Here is a 16,957-nt window from a genome sequence, read left to right as displayed (position 1 = left end):
GCGTCAGCTCCCGGTCGAGGTGTAGTGGCGGACGCCGGTGCGCCAGACCAGCAGCGCGGCCGCCATGGTCAGGACGCCGGCGAGCGGCGAGGCGAACTGGAAGGCGTCGGGCGTGCCGAAGGGGTCGGTGCGGCCGAGGAGGTAGAGGCAGGGGTACCAGTTCACGAACGCGACCGGGACCACGAACGTCAGCCCCACGAACACCTCCCGCGGGAAGATGTTGAGCGGGTACTGCGTCACCGTCGCGCCGCCGTAGGTGAAGGCGTTCGCGAACTCGCTGGCGTCGGTCGTCCAGAACTGGACGCAGGAGAAGCCCACGAAGAGCCCGAAGAACACCAGCGCACCGCTGACGAGCATCGAGACCGCGACCAGCACCCGCAGCGGCGTCCAGTCGACGTAGGTGCACGCCCAGCCGAACACCACGGCAGCCTGGGTCAGCCGCCCCAGACGTCTCAGGGTGAACTGGTCGGCGCACACCTGCACCAGCAGGGGCACCGGCTTGGTCATCATCTGGTCGAGCCGCCCGGTGCGGATGTAGGTGCCGATCCGCTCCACGCTGCCGATCGCGGTGTCGGCGATGGCGAGCGCCAGCGAGGCACTGCCGTAGAGCAGCGCGACCTCGTGCAGGGAGAAGCCCTTCAGGTCCTGGAGGTGGGCGAACATGATCCAGAGCCCGACGAAGTCCAGCCCGGTGATCAGCCCGTTGCCGACCGCGAGCAGCACGAACGAGGTGGGGTACTGCCAGGCGGCGCGGATCCAGAGCCAGGCGATCTGGCCGTAGGTGCGGAGGTGCTCAGCCACCCTGCACCACCACCTTGCGGGTCGCGAGCCGCAGCACGCCCTGGCACGCGGCGAGCAGGAGGACGGCCCAGAGCACCTGGAAGCCGAGCGCGGCGGCGAGGTCGGCACCGGTGTGCTTGCCGAGCCAGATGTCGGCCGGCACCTGGACGTACGACGCCCACGGCAGGGCCCGCGCCAGCGTGCCGAGCCAGCCGGGGAACAGCACCAGCGGCAGCATCATCCCGCTGAAGAAGATCGCGAACGCACCGCTCATCACCTTCACCCCCGACTGGTCGAGCAGCCAGAAGGCGGTGCTCGCGACGAGGAAGCGGATCGCGAAGCTCACCACGACAGCCAGGACCAGCGACACGGCGAACGCGCCAGCACCGAGGGCCGAGGGCAGGGCGATGTCGAAGACGACGAGCCCGATGAGCGTGGGCCCGAACCCGCGCGTGACGAGGTGGTACGCCGCCCGGCCGAGGTCGGCGGCGAGGTACCAGCCGACCAGCCCGACCGGCCGGTAGAGGTCGATCGCCACGTCGCCGGTGCGGATCCGCTCGGCGAGGTCGTCGGTGGTGCCGCCTCCCCACAGGGCGATCGTCATCAGCAGCGCCTGGCCGAGCCAGACGTAGGTCACCGCGTCCTGCTGGTCGTAGCCACCCGCGGTCGGGTTGGCCTGCCACAGCGCGATGTAGGCGAAGGAGTAGATGATCCCGAAGACGGAGTTGGTGAAGATCCCGGCCAGGGTGGCTGCGCGGTAGGTGGAGTAGCGGCGGAAGGCCCGGGTCGCGATGGCGACGTGCAGCATCCGCTTCCCCCTCGACGCGATCGATCCCCGACACCCCACCAGGAGGGGGCCGGGGATCGTCTCACACCGGGGAGGTGCCGCGCACCTCGGACGAGCAGAGGCGGGTCAGCTGTGGCGGACCAGGTTGACCACGCCGATCATCCGCCCCTGGGAGTCGCGGGTGATGGCGATGCCGGCGCGCTTGGCGCGCGGGCTGAGCAGGATGGCGCGGTGGCCGGGGGAGTCGAGCCACAGGTCGACCATCGCGCGCGGCGTGAGGCCGCTGCCGCGGACCAAGGTCTCGCCGGCCCAGGAGTTGTCGCACCGGTTGATGACCTCGTTCTGGTCGCGGTGCTCGAAGAGGCCGGTGCGGGCGATGCGCTCGCCCCACTGCTCGGCCAGACGGTCGGTGCACGCGTCGAAGACCCAGACCTTGGCCAGGCCGTTGGCGGCGCGGGCGGTGTTGATCTCGGCCATCAGCCGGTCCTCGAGCTCGTCCATGGAGAGGCTGCTGACGTCCTTGGCGCTGTTCGCCGCGGCGACGGCTCCGAAGGGGACGGGCCAGGTCGCGCTGCGCGCCGTGGCGGGGGCAGCGACCAGCACCGTGGTGGCGACGACGGCGGTCGCCAGCAGAGAGACGAGTCGGGACTGCACGGGAGGCTCCTCCAGGGGGCAGATCCGCGGTGGGGGTGGGGGTGCGAATCTTGAGAGAATCTTTTGAGATTCCCGCTTGAGAGTACGACGAAGGTGTGCTGGAAGTCGATTCTTTGAGCGTCAGGCCGACGACTCGTCCGCGCTTCGTCAACATTCGTCGCGAAAGCACCGGACCACCGTCTGGAGGAATGAAAGCGGTCCCGGCGCGAGGGCATGAGCGGAATGACGAAAGAAGGCCCCTCTGGTCTGGACCGCGTCGGGTCCGGACCGGAGGGGCCTTCTCGGTGCCGCGGGACCCGAAGGCCGCGCGACGGAGGCTCAGTGCTGGTAGGTGCCGTGGATGATCGCGCGGCCCAGGGTCTTGAAGGCGAGGTTGAAGGAGACGACCGCGTTGGAGGCCGACTCGTCGACGCCGAGCGTGGCGTCCTTCACCGCGTGCACCACGAAGAAGTAGCGGTGCGGCTGGTCGCCCTGCGGGGGAGCCGCCCCCATGAAGCCGGCCTCGCCGCCGTCGTTGCGCACGTGGAAGGCCTTGCCGGGGAGGTCGCCCGAGGCGGCGCCGGTGTCCAGCGAGGTGACGTCGGCCGGGATGTCGACCAGGCCCCAGTGCCAGAACCCGCTGGGGGTCGGCGCGTCGGGGTCGAAGCACGTGACGACGTAGGACTGCGTCCCCTCGGGGGCACCCGACCAGCTCAGCTGGGGTGAGGTGTTGCCCTTGTCGGCCACCTGGTCGTCCTTGAGCGGCGCACCGTCGGTGACGTCGTCGCTGGTGACGGTGAAGGACGCGGTCGCCGGGAGGTAGTCGTAGGGGTTCGGGCTGACAGGTCGCTCGATGCTCATTCCTCGAACCTAGCGATCAGGTCCACGCGGCGGGTAGGGACAATGAGCGAATGACCGACCACAGCGCGCCGGCCGCCCACCCCTACCTGGCCGGGCTGGTCCTCGCCGGCCGGAAGGTCGTCGTCGTCGGCGGCGGCCACGTCGCCCAGCGCCGGGTGCCGGCGCTGCTGGCAACCGGCGCGGTGGTGACCCTGGTGAGCCCCGAGGTCACGCCGGCGATCGAGGGGCTGGGTGGCGAGCTGACGCTGGTGCTCCGCGACTTCGTGGAGACCGACCTCGACGGCGCCTGGTACGTCGTCGCCGCGACCGACGACCCGGAGGTCAACGCGCGCGTCGTCGCCGCGGCCGAGAGCCGCCACACCTTCTGCGTCCGCGCCGACGACGCCCTCGGCGGCACCGCGTGGACCCCCGCGGTCGGCCACCACGGCAGCCTGACCGTCGGCGTGCTCGGCAACCGCGAGCCACGGAAGTCCGCGGCCCTGCGCGACGACATCGTCACCGCCCTGCGCGACGGGCACCTGACCGCGTCCGACGCCCTCGACCGCACGCCCGGCGTGGTCCTCGTCGGCGGCGGGCCGGGCGAGCCGGAGCTCGTCACCGTCGCCGCCCGTCACGCGCTGGCCTCGGCCGACGTCGTCGTCGCGGACCGCCTCGCCCCGCGCGAGCTCCTCGACGAGCTCGGCCCGCACGTCGAGCTGATCGACGTCGCCAAGCTGCCGCGCGGCCGCTCGGCGTCGCAGGACTACATCAACGAGGTGATCGTCGACCGCGCCCGCGCCGGCAAGCGCGTGGTCCGGTTCAAGGGCGGCGACAACTTCGTGTTCGGCCGCGGCTACGAGGAGCTGCTGGCCTGCGCGGCCGCCGACGTGCCCGTCACCGTCGTACCAGGACTCACCTCGGCCATCGCGGTCCCGGCGCGGGTGGGCATCCCCGTCACCCACCGCGGCGTGGCCCACGAGTTCACCGTCATCTCCGGCCACATCCCACCCGGCCACCCCGACTCGCTGGTCGAGTGGGACGCCGTCGCGCGGATGCGCGGCACGGTCGTGCTCCTCATGGCCGTGGACAACGCCCCGGCGATCGCGGAGACGCTCGTCGCGGGTGGCCGTCCGGCCTCGACGCCGGTGGGGGTGGTCGTCGACGGCACCATGCCGACCGAGCGGACCGTGCTGTCGACGCTCGGGTCGCTGGCCGACGACCTGACCGCCCACGAGGTCGTCCCGCCGGCGATCATCGTGATCGGCGACGTCGTCGCGGTGGCGCGCCCGGAGCACTACGCGGATCGCGGGCAGGCGCGTGGCTGAGCGCGTCGACCTGACCGACCCCGACGACCCGAGGCTGGCCGACTACCGCGACCTGCGCGACGTCGAGCTCCGCAAGCACCTCGAGGCCGAGCACGGCCTCTTCCTCGCCGAGGGGGAGAAGGTCGTCCGCCGTGCCGTCGAGGGCGGCTACGAGGCGCGCTCGTTCCTGATGGCGCCGCGGTGGCTCGAGGGCCTGTCCGACGTGCTCGCCGCGAGCAGTGGCCCCTGCTACGTCCTGTCCGAGCAGCTGATCGAGCAGGTGACGGGCTTCCACGTCCACCGGGGTGCCCTCGCCTCCCTGCGCCGCCGACCGCTCCCGGCGGTCGCGGACGTCCTCGAGGGGGCGCGCTCCGTGCTCGTGCTGGAGGACCTCGTCGACCACACCAACGTGGGGGCGATCTTCCGCTCGGGCGCGGCCCTCGGCTTCGACGCGGTGCTGCTCGCGCCCCGGTGCGCCGACCCGCTCTACCGGCGCTCGATCAAGGTCGGCATGGGTGCGGTCTTCACCACGCCGTGGACCCGCCTCCCCGACTGGTACGACGCCCTGCCGGACCTCTCCCGCCGTGGGTTCACCACGGTCGCGCTCACGCTCTCGTCCGACTCCGTCCCGATCGAGGACGCCGTCGACGGGGTCGACCGGCTCGCCCTCGTGCTCGGCTCGGAGGGACACGGCCTCTCCGCGCGCTGGGAGGCCGCCGCGGACCGCCGGGCGATCATCCCGATGCGGGCGGGCATCGACTCGCTCAACGTCGCCGCCGCGACCGCCGTGGCCTGCTACGCCGCCGCGCGTCGCTGACCCGCTACCCGCGGACGCGGTGCCGCAGCCGGCGCGCGACCACGACGACCACGACGACGGCCAGCAGGACGTACACGACGTTGCCGACGCTGCCGACGTACGCCTCCACGCGGTGCCACTGCGCCCCGAGCTCGTAGCCGGCGAGGATGAGGGCGGCGTTCCAGACCAGGCTGCCGGCGGTGGTGAAGAGGCAGAAGGTCGCCAGCGGCATGCGGTCCACGCCCGCCGGGATCGACACCAGGCTGCGCACGCCCGGCACCAACCGGCCGAGGAGCACCGCGGCGCGACCGTGGTCGCCGAACCACGCGACCGCCTTGCGGACGTCGTCGGCGTGCATGAGCGGGATCCGGTCGGCGAGCGCGCAGGTGCGCTCGAGGCCCCACGCCGCACCCAGCCAGTAGAGGAGGAGGGCGCCGGCGAGCGACCCGGCCGTCGCCCACACGATGGCCGCGACCAGGCCGTAGTGGCCCTGGCTCGCGGTGTAGCCGGCCAGCGGGAGCACCAGCTCGCTCGGCACGGGCGGGAACACCGTCTCCAGCGCGGTGGCCAGGCCGACGCCGGGGGAGCCGATCGTCCGCATGACGAGGACGACCCAGTCCAGAACTGCGTCCACTGCGTGCCCGTCAGCCGCGGCGACGCAGGGTCTCGTGGAGCACGATGGACCCCGCGACGGCGGCGTTGAGCGAGGAGGCGGTGCCGACCATCGGGATGCTCACGATGTCGTCGCAGGCCGTCCGCCAGCCCGAGGAGATGCCGTGGGTCTCGTTGCCGACGACGAGCACGACCCGCCCGTCGAGGGGCGCGTCGGCCAGCGCCGTGCCGTGCTCGTCGGTGCCGACGATGCGGTAGCCGTGGGCGTGCGCGTGCTCGACGAGCGGCCCGTGCGTCGGCACCCGGAGCACGGTCAGCGCGAAGAGCGACCCGGTGCTGGCCCGGACGGCCTGCGGGTCGTAGGGGTCGGCGGCGTGGCCGGTGACGACCAGGGCCGAGGCACCGAAGGCGTCCGCGGACCGCGCGAGCGTGCCGATGTTGCCCGGGCTGGTCGGCCGGTCGAACACCACGATCGGGCCGTGCGGGCGCGCGGAGTCACCGAGGCGCGCGACGCCGTCCTCGGGCATCTCGACGACGGCGACCAGCTCGGCGCCCTCCTCGCGGCCACTGAGCCGGGCGTGGAGCTCGGGGGAGAGGACCACCCGCTCGGCCGGGGTCGTGGCCCAGAGCCCGTCGGCCCAGGCCGAGCCCGTCCCGTCGGCCCGCAGGAGAGCACGGATCGTCCAGCCCTCCTCGACGGCCCGGGTGATCGGGCGGACGCCCTGCACCAGGAACTCGCGGTTGCGATGGCGCTTCGAGCGGTTGGTCAGCAGCGCCTCCCACTGCTGGAAGCGGGCGTTCTCGCGGGTGACGCGGAGCTCGGTCACTCGGCCGGCCAGGTGAGGGGGTAGTCCTCGGCCGAGGCGTCGTGCTTCTTGGTCAGCCGCTTGCGCGACTTCGAGGAGAGCCGGTCGCCGAAGACGGTGCCGAGGGTGTGGTCGGTCTCGTGCTGGAGGCAGCGGGCGAGCAGCCCGTCGCCCTCGAAGCTCACCGGCTCGCCGTCGAGCCCGGTGCCGTCGACCCGCGCCCAGTCGGGGCGGGCGCACGGCTCGAAGGAGCCGGGGAAGGACAGGCAGCCCTCGTCGTCGTCCTCGAGGTGGCGGTCCTTGCCCTCCGGCAGCGTGAGCACGGGGTTGCAGACCAGCCCGACGGTGCGCTCGCCCGAGTCGTCGGGGCAGTCGAAGACGAACATCGCCACGTCCTCGCCGATCTGGCAGGCGGCCAGGCCCACCCCGTCGGCGGCGTACATCGTGGCCACCATGTCGGCGGCGAGGCTCGCGAGCGCGTCGTCGTACGACGTCACGGGCGCCTGCGGACGGTGCATGACGGGCGTGCCCCACCGCGTGATCGCGCGCACCGTGCCACCCTCGGGGAGTGGGCCGTGCGGCGCCCGGGGATCGGCGTGGACGTCGGTCGGCTCGTCGGGCATGCGGTGGATCCTAGCGAGGAGGTGGGTCGTGACCGGCACCACGGGGCGCCCTCTGGCGAAAGGTGTAACTCAGAGTTACAGTTTGCTCATGTCCATCATGAACAGCCTCCGGCCCGGCGGCCGCAACGGGTTGTCCTCCCGGGAGACCCGCGACCCCATCGGTCTCGCCGTCGCCGCCGTGAACCGGCTGGCGCAGAGCGACCTCATCGACCGCGTCGGCCTGCGCCGCCAGACCGAGCAGGTCGTCTACTCGACCACGCGCAACGGCTTCCGGGTGGCGACCGCCGCCGGCCGCACGTTCGCCCGGGCCGGGCGACGCACCGCGGGCGAGCGGCCCGCCGCCGCCGAGACGCGGGGCCTCTTCGACCTGACCCCGACCGAGGACGAGCAGATGCTCGTCGACGTGGTCGCCGAGCTGGCGAGCGAGGTGCTCCGGCCGGCTGCCGCCGAGGCCGACGAGGCCTGCGCCGCCCCCGCCGGGGTCCTCGAGGCCGCGCAGGAGATCGGCCTGCCGACGCTCGGCGTGCCCGAGCCCCTCGGCGGCATCATGGAGGAGCGCTCGGCCATGGCCGGCACCCTGGTCGCCGAGGCGCTGGCCACCGGCGACATGGGGCTGGCGGTCGCCACCCTCGCGCCCGGCGCCGTCGCCACGGCGATCGGGCTCTGGGGCACCGAGGCGCAGCAGCAGACCTACCTCCCCGCCTTCACGGGGGACGACGTCCCCGTCGCCGCCCTGACGATCGCCGAGCCGACGGTGCTCTTCGACCCGTTCGCCCTGTCCACCACGGCGCTCCGCGACGGCGACGGCTTCGTGCTCGACGGCGTGAAGTCTGCGGTCGTCCGCGGCGCCGAGGCCGAGCTCTTCGTGGTCGCCGCGATGCTCGACGGCACCCCGGCGCTGTTCCTCGTCGAGTCCGGCGCCGACGGCCTCGAGGTCGAGGCCGACCCCTCGATGGGTGTCCGGGCCGCCGGCCTCGCGCGTCTCCACCTCACCGGCGTACGCGTCGGGGCGGACGCGCTGCTCGGCGACACCGACGGCACGGCCTACACCGAGTGCGTACGCCTCTCGCGCCTCGCCTGGTGCGCCCTGGCGGTCGGCACCGGCCAGGCGGTCCTCGACTACGTCAAGGACTACGTCAACGAGCGGCAGGCCTTCGGTGAGCCCGTGAGCCACCGCCAGTCGGTCGCCTTCATGGTCGCCGACATCGCCATCGAGCTCCAGGCCATGCGGCTGCTGACGTGGAAGGCCGCCTCGCGCGCCACCCGCGGGCAGGACTTCGCCCGCGAGGTAGGCCTGGCCCGCCAGCTGTGCGCGGAGAAGGGCATGAAGATCGGCCTCGACGGCGTCCAGCTGCTCGGCGGCCACGGCTTCGTCAAGGAGCACCCGGTCGAACGGTGGTACCGCGACCTGCGGGCCGTCGGCGTGATGGAAGGTGCGGTGATGGTATGAACCACCCCATTCAAATGCTCACTTCGTTCCGCTTTGAACGGGGACCCCGGCGATGATCAACCTCGAGACCCCGAAGAAGCAGGCCGCGCTCATCGACCAGGCCCACCAGCTGGCGATGAACATGCTGCGCCCGATCTCCCGCAAGTACGACCGGGCCGAGCACGAGTACCCCAAGGAGCTCGACATGCTCGCCGCGCTGATCGACGGCGTGAGCGAGACCGGTGCCAGCAGCGGCGCCGGCGCGGGTGGCGTACGTCGTGATGACAAGCAGGGCGACTCCGACCGGGTGCGCAACGGCGCCAACCTCGCCTCCGCCCTCTCCATCGCCGAGATGTGCTGGGGCGACACCGCCCTGCTGCTGTCGATGCCGCGCCAGGGCCTGGGCAACTCCGCCATCGCCTCGGTGGCCAACGAGGAGCAGCTCGCCCGCTACGAAGGCACGTGGGCGGCCATGGCGATCACCGAGCCGGGCACTGGCTCCGACTCGGCGAACATCACCACCACCGCGGTGCTCGACGGCGATGAGTACGTCCTCAACGGCGAGAAGATCTTCGTGACCTCCGGTGACCGCGCCGACAGCGTCGTCGTGTGGGCGACGCTCGACAAGTCGCTCGGCCGGGCCGCGATCAAGTCGTTCCTGGTCCGCAAGGACAACCCCGGCCTCAAGGTCGAGCGCCTCGAGCACAAGCTCGGGATCCGCGCCTCCGACACAGCGGTGATCACCTTCACCGACTGCCGGGTGCCCGCCGAGGACCTGCTCGGCTCGCCGGAGATCGACACCAAGTCCGGCTTCGGCGGCGCGATGGCGACCTTCGACAACACGCGCCCGCTGGTCGCCGGGATGGCGGTCGGCTGCGCCCGCGCGTCCCTCGACCTGACCCGCGACCTGCTCGAGCAGGCCGGGGTCGTCATCGACTACGACAGGCCGGCGCAGTCGCAGTCGGCGGCCGCGGCGAAGTTCCTCCAGCTCGAGGCCGACTGGGAGGGCGCGAAGCTGCTGATGATGCAGGCGGCCTGGATGGCCGACAACCGCAAGCCCAACTCGCTCGAGGCGTCGATGGCCAAGGCCAAGGCCGGCCGGGTCGGCTCCGACGTGACGCTGTCGTGCGTCCAGCTGTGCGGGACCCTCGGCTACAGCGAGGCCGAGCTGCTGGAGAAGTGGGCCCGCGACTCCAAGATCCTCGACATCTTCGAGGGCACCCAGCAGATCCAGCAGCTGATCGTGGCCCGCCGGGTGCTCGGGCTGACGAGCGCCCAGCTCCGCTGACGCAGAACGCGACGAAGCCCTCCCGGGATCCCGGGAGGGCTTCGTGCGTGCGCGGTCAGGAGACGGACTTGAAGGGGTCGTGCTCGGAGAGCAGCTTGTCGACACGGGCCTGGTCGAGGCGGTGGAAGACCCGCTGGTCCTCCTGGGCGTCGCGGACGACCTTGGCGAGCGTGAAGGTCGAGGTCGTCAGGTAGAGGGTGCCGAGGGCCAGGAAGCCCTTGATCCACGGGTCGGCGTCCATGAAGTAGATCGCGACCAGCATGGCGAAGAGGGCGGCGCCGAACGAGATGGCGGCCTGGGCGGCGAAGGCGGCGGTGTTCTTGGCGGTGGAGTCGGTCTTGGAGGTCATGGCAGAAGCGTGCGCGCGCGAGGCGCCAAGCGAATCTGCCGGACTACCCGATCGCTCCTGAGTACGGGCACCCGACCCGCCCCGGTACGTTCGGGCCATGCCAGACCAGCCCGATCACATGTCGCCCGAGGAGTTCCGACGGCAGGGCCACGCAGCCATCGACTGGATCGCCGACTACTGGGCCTCGCTCGACGACCTGCCGGTGCGCGCGCAGGTCGCGCCCGGTGACGTACGCCGTCAGCTGCCCGCGTCGGCCCCGGAGGACGGCGAGCCGTTCGACGCCGTGTTGGCCGACCTCGACCGGATCGTCGTGCCCGGGCTGACGCACTGGCAGCACCCACGCTTCTTCGCGTACTTCCCGGCCAACTCCTCGCCCGCCGCGATCCTCGGCGACCTCATCTCCAGCGGCATCGGGGCGCAGGGGATGATCTGGGCGACCAGCCCGGCCGTGACCGAGGTCGAGCAGGTCGTCCTCGACTGGTTCGCCGAGGCGCTCGGCCTGCCGGACGCGTTCCGCAGCGACGGCCCGGGTGGCGGCGTCATCCAGGACACCGCGTCGACGGCCACCTTCACGGCGCTGCTGTCCGCCCTGCACCGGGCGAGTGGGGGACAGGCACGGGTGCACGGCGTGGGTGGCGAGCGGTGGCGCGTCTACGGCTCCACGCAAGCGCACTCGTCGCTGGTGAAGGCCGCGATGATGGCCGGCCTGGGCGAGGACGCGGTGCGCACCGTCGACGTCGATCCCACCACCCAGGCGATGGACGTCGACGCCTTGCGCGATGCGATCGTCGAGGACGTCGAGGCCGGCCTGCGTCCCGTCATGGTGCACGTCGCCTCGGGCAGCACCTCGACCGGCGCGATGGACGACGTGACCGCGGTCGCCGAGGTCGTCCGCGACTGGGGCGTGTGGCTCCACGTCGACGCCGCGTGGGCCGGCGTCGCCGCGGTCTGCCCCGAGCACCGCGACCACCTCGCCGGCGTCGAGGCGGCCGACTCGTTCGTGACCAACCCGCACAAGTGGCTGCTCACCACCTTCGACTGCAGCACGTTCTGGGTGCGTGACCGGGCCGCCCTGACCGGCGCGCTGTCGATCCTGCCGGAGTACCTCCGCAACGCCGCCACCGAGTCGGGCGAGGTCGTCGACTACCGCGACTGGCACCCGCAGCTCGGGCGCCGGTTCCGGGCGATCAAGCTGTGGGCGGTGCTGCGGACCTACGGCATCGAGGGGCTCCGGGCGCACGTCCGCAGCGGGGTCGCACTGGCCGAGCACGTGGCCGACCTGGTCCGCGCGGACGGCCGCTTCGAGCTGGTCACCGAGCCGGCGCTGTCGCTCGTCGTCTTCCGGCTCCGGTCCGGTGACGAGCAGACCCTGGCCGCGATGGAGGCCGTCAACGCGTCGGGCGAGGCCTACCTGAGCCACACCACCGTCAACGGACGCGCGGCCATCCGCCTCGCGGTCGGCAGTTGGCGCACCACGCTCGCCGACGTCGATCGCACCTGGCACGCGCTCCAGGAGGCCGCCGCACGCGGCTGACATCGACGCCTCGCCGCGCTCGAGGCAGCCGACGTCGGGCTCGTCCGAGCCGCAGGGGTCCGCTGCGTAGACTCCGGCCAGTGCAGTTCCTCCACGAGAACCCGGGCCACGACCTCACCTACGACGACGTCTTCATGGTTCCCCGCCGCTCCTCCGTGGCCAGCCGCTACGACGTCGACCTGGCCACCGCCGACGGCACAGGCGCGACGCTGCCGCTCGTCGTCGCGAACATGACGGCGATCGCCGGCAAGCGGATGGCCGAGACCGTCGCCCGCCGCGGTGGCATCACCGTCATCCCGCAGGACATCCCGATCCCGGTGGTCACCGACGTGGTCGCCTGGGTCAAGCAGCGGCACCAGGTCTTCGACACCCCGATCGAGCTGCGCCCCGACCAGACGGTCGCCGAGGCGCTGGCGCTGATCCCCAAGCGCGCGCACAAGGCCGCCGTCGTCGTCGAGGACGGCCGTCCGGTCGGTGTGGTGTCCGAGGCCGACTGCGCCGAGGTGGACCGCTTCGCGCAGGTGCAGGCCGTGATGAACCGGTCGGTCGTCACCGTGTCCGACACCACCGACCCACGCGAGGTCTACGACGCCATCGAACGCGCCAAGGCGCCGCTGGCCGTCGCAGTGTCCGAGAGCGGCGAGCTGATCGGCGTGCTGACCCGGCTCGGCGCCTTGCGGGCCACGCTCTACACGCCGGCGGTCGACGCCCACGGCGGCCTGCGGATCGCCGCGGCCGTCGGCGTCAACGGCGAGGTCGCCGACCGGGCTGCCGACCTGCTCGCCGCGGGCGTCGACTGCCTCGTCGTCGACACCGCGCACGGCCACCAGGACCGGATGCTCCAGGCCCTGCAGGCGGTCCGGGCGCTGTCCCCGACGGTCCCGATCGCCGCGGGCAACGTCGTGTCGGCCGAGGGCACCCGGGCGCTGATCGAGGCGGGTGCCGACATCGTCAAGGTGGGCGTCGGGCCCGGTGCCATGTGCACCACCCGGATGATGACCGGCGTCGGGCGACCGCAGTTCTCCGCGGTGCTGGAGTGCGCGACCCAGGCCCGCGAGCTCGGCAAGCACGTCTGGGCGGACGGCGGCGTACGCCACCCGCGCGACGTCGCGCTCGCCCTGGCGGCCGGCGCCTCGTCGGTGATGATCGGCTCGTGGTTCGCCGGCACCCACGAGTCGCCCGGCGACCTGATGCACGACGCCGACGGCCGCCCGTTCAAGGTGTCCTTCGGGATGGCCTCGGCCCGCGCGGTGGCCAACCGCACGGCCGGCGAGTCGTCGTACGACCGGGCCCGCAAGGGCCTCTACGAGGAGGGCATCTCGTCCTCCCGGATGTACCTCGACCCCGACCGCCCCGGCGTCGAGGACCTCATCGACCAGATCTGCTCCGGCGTGCGGTCCTCGTGCACCTATGCAGGCGCCAGCGACCTCGCGCAGCTCCACGAGCGGGCGCTGGTCGGCGTCCAGTCCGCCGCCGGCTTCCACGAGGGCCGGCCCCTCGAGAAGTCCTGGTGACCGCCGTGCGGGAGCTCGACTACGTCTTCGTGATGACCTACGGGCGGTCGGGATCGACCCTGCTCATGGGCATCCTCAACTCGATCCCGGGCTGGTTGCTGCGGGGCGAGAACCGCCACGCCATGCGGCACCTCTACGAGTTCCACCGCAGCGGGCTCGCCGAGCGGGCGCGCGTGGACGCGCAGCGGGCCAGCCAGCCGACGCACCCGTGGTACGGCATCGAGGGCTTCCCCGAGGTCGCCTCGCTCCAGCACGTCCGCGCGCTCGCCGAGGCGACGCTGCTGCGGCCGGAGCACGACACGCGGGTCAGCGGCTTCAAGGAGATCCGCTGGTACGACGCCGACCTGCCGGACTACGTCGAGTTCCTGCGCCAGGTCTTCCCCGGCGCACGGTTCGTGGTCAACACCCGCAACCTCGCGGACGTGGCGGCCAGCAACTACTGGACGCACAAGGACGACCCGCTCGCCCAGGTGCAGGCGATCGAGGAGAAGATCCTCGCCACTGCGGAGGGCCTGGGCGACGCCGCGTACCGGGTCCACTACGACGACTACGTCGCCGACCCGGGCGTGCTGCGTGGCCTCTTCGACTGGCTCGGTGAGGTCTACGACCAGAACCGCGTCGAGGCCGTGCTCGCCACCCCGCACTCGCGGATGGGCAAGCACCGGGACGCGGAGTGACGTCCCGCGTGCTGGTGGTCTCGGCCACGGCGGCGGAGGCCGCCCACGTGCCACCCGACCTGCCGCTCGTGATCACCGGCCTCGGCAAGGTCGCCGCTGCCACCGCGACCGCGCGCGCCCTCGCGACGTACGACGACCTCGCCGGGCTGGTCGTGGTCAACATCGGCACCGCCGGCGCCCTCCGACCCGGTCTGGCCGGCCTGTTCGAGCCGGGCACGGTGCTCAACCACGACCTGAGCGCCGACGTGATCCGCGCCCTCGGCTACGACCCGCAGGAGCGGCTCGAGGTGGGGGAGTCGGACGTGGTGCTCGCGACCGGCGACGTGTTCGTGAGCGACCCCGTCGTCCGCGACGCGCTGGCCGAGCGCGCCCACCTCGTCGACATGGAGGGCTACGCCGTGGCATTTGCCTGCCGCGAGGCCGGCGTCCCGGTCCGGCTGGTCAAGCACGTCTCCGACGCCGCCGACGAGTCGGCGATGGACTGGCCCTCGCTCGTCGAGGCCTCGGCGCGGGTGCTCGGAGAGTGGCTGGTCGACCACACCTGACGCCCACACGTGTCCGAGAACTTGCCGTCGGAACGTGTCCCGGAGGGCAGGAGCTCGCACACGTGTGTGAGGTCAGGACTCCTCCGACCTGCGCTGAGCTGACTCAGCGTGAGGTGTTCGCCGTACGTCCCTTGGTGACGCCGACGAACGCCTGGGTGACGTCGTCGTCGCGCTCGACCTGCCAGACGAGCGCGATCGTGGTCGGCTCGAGGTCGGTGACCACGCGGCTGACGACGTCCTTCCTCTGGTGGAGGCGCGCGATCGACATCGGCACGATCACGACGCCGGTGCCGGCGGCGACCGTCTCGATCGCCTCCTGCTCGGTCATCGACGGCCAGTCGAGCTGCTCGGCAGCCGGCGTCCAGCCGCTGGAGTGCGAGCGCACCAGCTGCTCGTCGACCAGGTCGGCCGTGGTGACCTCCTCGTCAGCGGCTGCCAGGACGTGCTCGCGGGAGGCGACGGCGACCTGCAGCTCGTCGTAGAGCTTCACCTGGTGCAGGCCGTCGCGGTCGACGGGCAGCCGCACGATGGCCATGTCGAGACTGCCGTCGCGCACCCCGTCGAGCTGCTCGGCCTCCGTCACCGGCACGAGCTCCAGCGGCTCGCGCCGGCGGTCGCGCCAGTGGCGGGCCCACTTGTCGGGGGTCGCGCCGGTGACGAAGCCGATCCGCAGCGTGTCGGTCATGGGACCGACCCTAGGCCCGTCAGGCGCTCGGGTCCTTCTCGACGGACAGCACGAAGTCGTCGCCGTGCTCGGTCACGCCGGTGATGACGGCGGCCTCGACGGCCTCGAGGGCGTACTTGCGGCGCACCACCATCGGGTCCTGGCCGAGGTCCTTCACGAGCGCGGCGGCGAGGCCGATCATGATCAGCACGAACGGCAGGGCGGCGATGACCGTGATGGTCTGCAGTCCGCTGAGCGCGTCGGCGCCACCCACGAGCAGCATCACCGCGGCGACCGCACCGGTGGCGACACCCCAGAAGATCACCGTCGGACGGCTCGGGTGGATGGTGCCGCGCTCGGAGAGCGAGCCCATCACGATGGAGGCCGCGTCGGCGCCGGAGACGAAGAAGATGCCGACCAGGACCATCACGACGACGCTGGAGACCGTGGCCAGCGGGTAGGCCTCGAGGGTGCTGAAGAGCTGCTGCTCCAGGCCGCCGGCGCCGGCGACGTCGGTGCCCTTCTGCTGCAGGTCGATGGCCGCGCCACCGAAGATGCAGAACCACACCACGCTGACCAGGCTCGGCACGAGCAGCACGCCGGTCACGAACTGGCGGATCGTGCGGCCGCGGGAGATGCGCGCGATGAACATGCCGACGAACGGCGTCCACGACAGCCACCACGCCCAGTAGAAGACCGTCCAGCTGGAGAGCCAGTCGCTGGTCTCGGAGCCCTCCGCGGCGGTGCGCGCGGCCATCATCGGCAGGTCGGCCACGTAGCTGCCGATGGAGGTCGGCACGAGGTTCAGGATGAAGACGGTCGGCCCCACGATGAAGACGAAGAGGGCGAGCGCGACGGCCAGCACCATGTTGATGTTGGAGAGCCACTGGATGCCCTTGGCCACGCCGGAGACGGCGGACAGCACGAAGGCCGCGGTCAGGACGGCGATGATGCCGACCAGGACGGCGTTGCCGGTGTCGCCGAGGCCGGCGACGATCTGCAGGCCGGACTCGATCTGGAGCGCGCCGAGACCGAGCGACGTGGCGGAGCCGAAGAGGGTGGCGAAGATCGCGAACATGTCGATCGCCTTGCCGCCGAGCCCGTGCGCGTGGCGGCCCAGGAGCGGCTCGAAGGCCGAGCTGATCAGCTGGAGGCGGCCCTTGCGGTAGACGCCGTACGCCACGGCGAGGCCGACGACGGCGTAGATCGCCCACGGGTGCAGCGTCCAGTGGAACATCGTGGTGGCCATCGCGGTCTGCGCCGCCTCGGGGTTGCCCGCCTCGCCGGTGCCCGGCGGGGGCGTCACGAAGTGCGTGATCGGCTCCGAGACGCCGTAGAACATCAGGCCGATGCCCATGCCGGCGCTGAACATCATCGCGACCCAGGAGATCGTGCGGAACTCGGGCTCCTCGTCGTCACGACCCAGGGGGATGTTGCCGAACTTGCCCAGCGCCAGCCAGATCACGAAGACGACGAAGGCGCTCGAGGTCAGCACGAACAGCCAGCCGGTCTTCTCCATGGTCCAGGCCAGCCCGCTCGCCGACGCGTCGGCGAGGCTCCCGGTGCTCACGAAGCCCCAGACGAGGAAGGCCAGGCTCACGAGCGCCGTGACGCCGAAGACCAGCTTGTCGAGGCCCGTCTCGCGAGGCGTGCTGGGCTCGATCGCGGCGTCGAGCGCGGGGTGGATGTCGTCGGGTGTGGGCAGGTCGCGTGGGTGTTCGATTCCTGTGGCCATCCCGCGACCAGATCAAGAATCTTGGCGTCGAGCAACCCGAG

At 72.1% G+C, this 16,957-nt stretch carries 18 protein-coding genes; 8 read left to right on the top strand and 10 right to left on the bottom strand.

Going from position 1 to position 16,957, the window contains the following annotated elements; all coding sequences use genetic code 11:
* Positions 1-3: 3 nt before the first annotated feature.
* From ACE3QY_RS18945 to ACE3QY_RS18930, 4 genes are all read right to left on the bottom strand, one after another.
* Entirely contained in the window at positions 4-801 is a 798-nt protein-coding gene (locus tag ACE3QY_RS18945; RefSeq protein WP_374457610.1) for an ABC transporter permease, read from the bottom strand.
* Positions 794-1,588 carry an ABC transporter permease gene (locus ACE3QY_RS18940; protein ID WP_374457609.1) on the bottom strand — a complete coding sequence of 265 codons (795 nt, stop codon included), beginning with the start codon at positions 1,586-1,588 and terminating at the stop codon, positions 794-796. Before ACE3QY_RS18940 ends, ACE3QY_RS18945 begins: the two co-directional genes overlap by 8 nt.
* Before the next feature lie 105 nt (positions 1,589-1,693).
* On the bottom strand, positions 1,694-2,221 hold the full coding sequence (locus ACE3QY_RS18935; RefSeq protein ID WP_374457608.1) for a CAP domain-containing protein: 528 nt from the start codon (positions 2,219-2,221) through the stop codon (positions 1,694-1,696).
* Positions 2,222-2,539: 318 nt separating this feature from the next.
* Positions 2,540-3,061 carry a YbhB/YbcL family Raf kinase inhibitor-like protein gene (locus ACE3QY_RS18930; protein WP_374457607.1) on the bottom strand — a complete coding sequence of 174 codons (522 nt, stop codon included), beginning with the start codon at positions 3,059-3,061 and terminating at the stop codon, positions 2,540-2,542.
* 50 nt (positions 3,062-3,111) lie between these two features.
* Between ACE3QY_RS18930 and cobA the strand changes: the two genes are divergently transcribed.
* Both cobA and ACE3QY_RS18920 read left to right on the top strand, forming a co-directional pair.
* Positions 3,112-4,365, top strand: coding sequence for a uroporphyrinogen-III C-methyltransferase (gene cobA, locus ACE3QY_RS18925; RefSeq protein WP_374457606.1), 1,254 nt, complete (start codon positions 3,112-3,114; stop codon positions 4,363-4,365).
* Positions 4,358-5,161 (top strand): TrmH family RNA methyltransferase, encoded by an 804-nt coding sequence (locus tag ACE3QY_RS18920; RefSeq protein WP_374457605.1) that lies wholly within the window; start codon positions 4,358-4,360, stop codon positions 5,159-5,161. Before cobA ends, ACE3QY_RS18920 begins: the two co-directional genes overlap by 8 nt.
* A 4-nt stretch (positions 5,162-5,165) precedes the next feature.
* Here the strand turns inward: ACE3QY_RS18920 and ACE3QY_RS18915 are convergent, their stop codons facing one another.
* From ACE3QY_RS18915 to def, 3 genes are read right to left on the bottom strand one after another with little or no spacing between them, the layout of a single operon-like run.
* The gene (locus tag ACE3QY_RS18915) at positions 5,166-5,774 is read right to left on the bottom strand and encodes a DedA family protein (protein ID WP_374457604.1); all 609 of its coding nucleotides are present in this window, start codon (positions 5,772-5,774) and stop codon (positions 5,166-5,168) included.
* A 10-nt stretch (positions 5,775-5,784) separates the two neighbouring features.
* Positions 5,785-6,579, bottom strand: coding sequence for a TrmH family RNA methyltransferase (locus ACE3QY_RS18910; RefSeq protein ID WP_374457603.1), 795 nt, complete (start codon positions 6,577-6,579; stop codon positions 5,785-5,787).
* Positions 6,576-7,181, bottom strand: coding sequence for a peptide deformylase (def, locus tag ACE3QY_RS18905; protein ID WP_374457602.1), 606 nt, complete (start codon positions 7,179-7,181; stop codon positions 6,576-6,578). Before def ends, ACE3QY_RS18910 begins: the two co-directional genes overlap by 4 nt.
* A gap of 88 nt (positions 7,182-7,269) precedes the next feature.
* On the opposite strand from def, the gene ACE3QY_RS18900 reads away from it, so the two are divergent.
* On the top strand, positions 7,270-8,631 hold the full coding sequence (locus ACE3QY_RS18900; RefSeq protein WP_374457601.1) for an acyl-CoA dehydrogenase family protein: 1,362 nt from the start codon (positions 7,270-7,272) through the stop codon (positions 8,629-8,631).
* A 52-nt stretch (positions 8,632-8,683) separates the two neighbouring features.
* Positions 8,684-9,898: an acyl-CoA dehydrogenase family protein gene (locus tag ACE3QY_RS18895; RefSeq protein ID WP_374457600.1), complete on the top strand. Its 1,215-nt coding sequence runs from the start codon at positions 8,684-8,686 to the stop codon at positions 9,896-9,898.
* Positions 9,899-9,953: 55 nt separating this feature from the next.
* Here the strand turns inward: ACE3QY_RS18895 and ACE3QY_RS18890 are convergent, their stop codons facing one another.
* Entirely contained in the window at positions 9,954-10,247 is a 294-nt protein-coding gene (locus ACE3QY_RS18890; RefSeq protein WP_374457599.1) for a YiaA/YiaB family inner membrane protein, read from the bottom strand.
* Positions 10,248-10,344: 97 nt separating this feature from the next.
* On the opposite strand from ACE3QY_RS18890, the gene ACE3QY_RS18885 reads away from it, so the two are divergent.
* From ACE3QY_RS18885 to ACE3QY_RS18870, 4 genes are all read left to right on the top strand, one after another.
* Positions 10,345-11,781: an aspartate aminotransferase family protein gene (locus tag ACE3QY_RS18885; RefSeq protein WP_374457598.1), complete on the top strand. Its 1,437-nt coding sequence runs from the start codon at positions 10,345-10,347 to the stop codon at positions 11,779-11,781.
* An 80-nt stretch (positions 11,782-11,861) separates the two neighbouring features.
* Positions 11,862-13,295: a GuaB1 family IMP dehydrogenase-related protein gene (locus ACE3QY_RS18880; protein ID WP_374457597.1), complete on the top strand. Its 1,434-nt coding sequence runs from the start codon at positions 11,862-11,864 to the stop codon at positions 13,293-13,295.
* Positions 13,292-13,972, top strand: coding sequence for a sulfotransferase (locus ACE3QY_RS18875; protein ID WP_374457596.1), 681 nt, complete (start codon positions 13,292-13,294; stop codon positions 13,970-13,972). Before ACE3QY_RS18880 ends, ACE3QY_RS18875 begins: the two co-directional genes overlap by 4 nt.
* Positions 13,969-14,517 (top strand): nucleosidase, encoded by a 549-nt coding sequence (locus tag ACE3QY_RS18870; protein WP_374457595.1) that lies wholly within the window; start codon positions 13,969-13,971, stop codon positions 14,515-14,517. The genes ACE3QY_RS18875 and ACE3QY_RS18870 overlap by 4 nt, the downstream gene beginning before the upstream one ends.
* Positions 14,518-14,620: 103 nt before the next feature.
* Here ACE3QY_RS18870 and ACE3QY_RS18865 read toward each other — a convergent pair whose 3' ends face one another.
* Positions 14,621-15,202, bottom strand: coding sequence for a LysR family substrate-binding domain-containing protein (locus ACE3QY_RS18865; RefSeq protein WP_374457594.1), 582 nt, complete (start codon positions 15,200-15,202; stop codon positions 14,621-14,623).
* A 19-nt stretch (positions 15,203-15,221) separates the two neighbouring features.
* Positions 15,222-16,916 (bottom strand): BCCT family transporter, encoded by a 1,695-nt coding sequence (locus tag ACE3QY_RS18860; protein WP_374457593.1) that lies wholly within the window; start codon positions 16,914-16,916, stop codon positions 15,222-15,224.
* Positions 16,917-16,957 lie beyond the last annotated feature (41 nt).

Source organism: Nocardioides sp. (assembly GCF_041913365.1).
In the GTDB taxonomy this organism is placed as follows: Bacteria; Actinomycetota; Actinomycetes; order Propionibacteriales; family Nocardioidaceae; genus Nocardioides.
The sequence above is the reverse complement of the archived record's forward strand: the minus strand, read 5'-3'. Positions and strand labels throughout refer to the sequence as shown.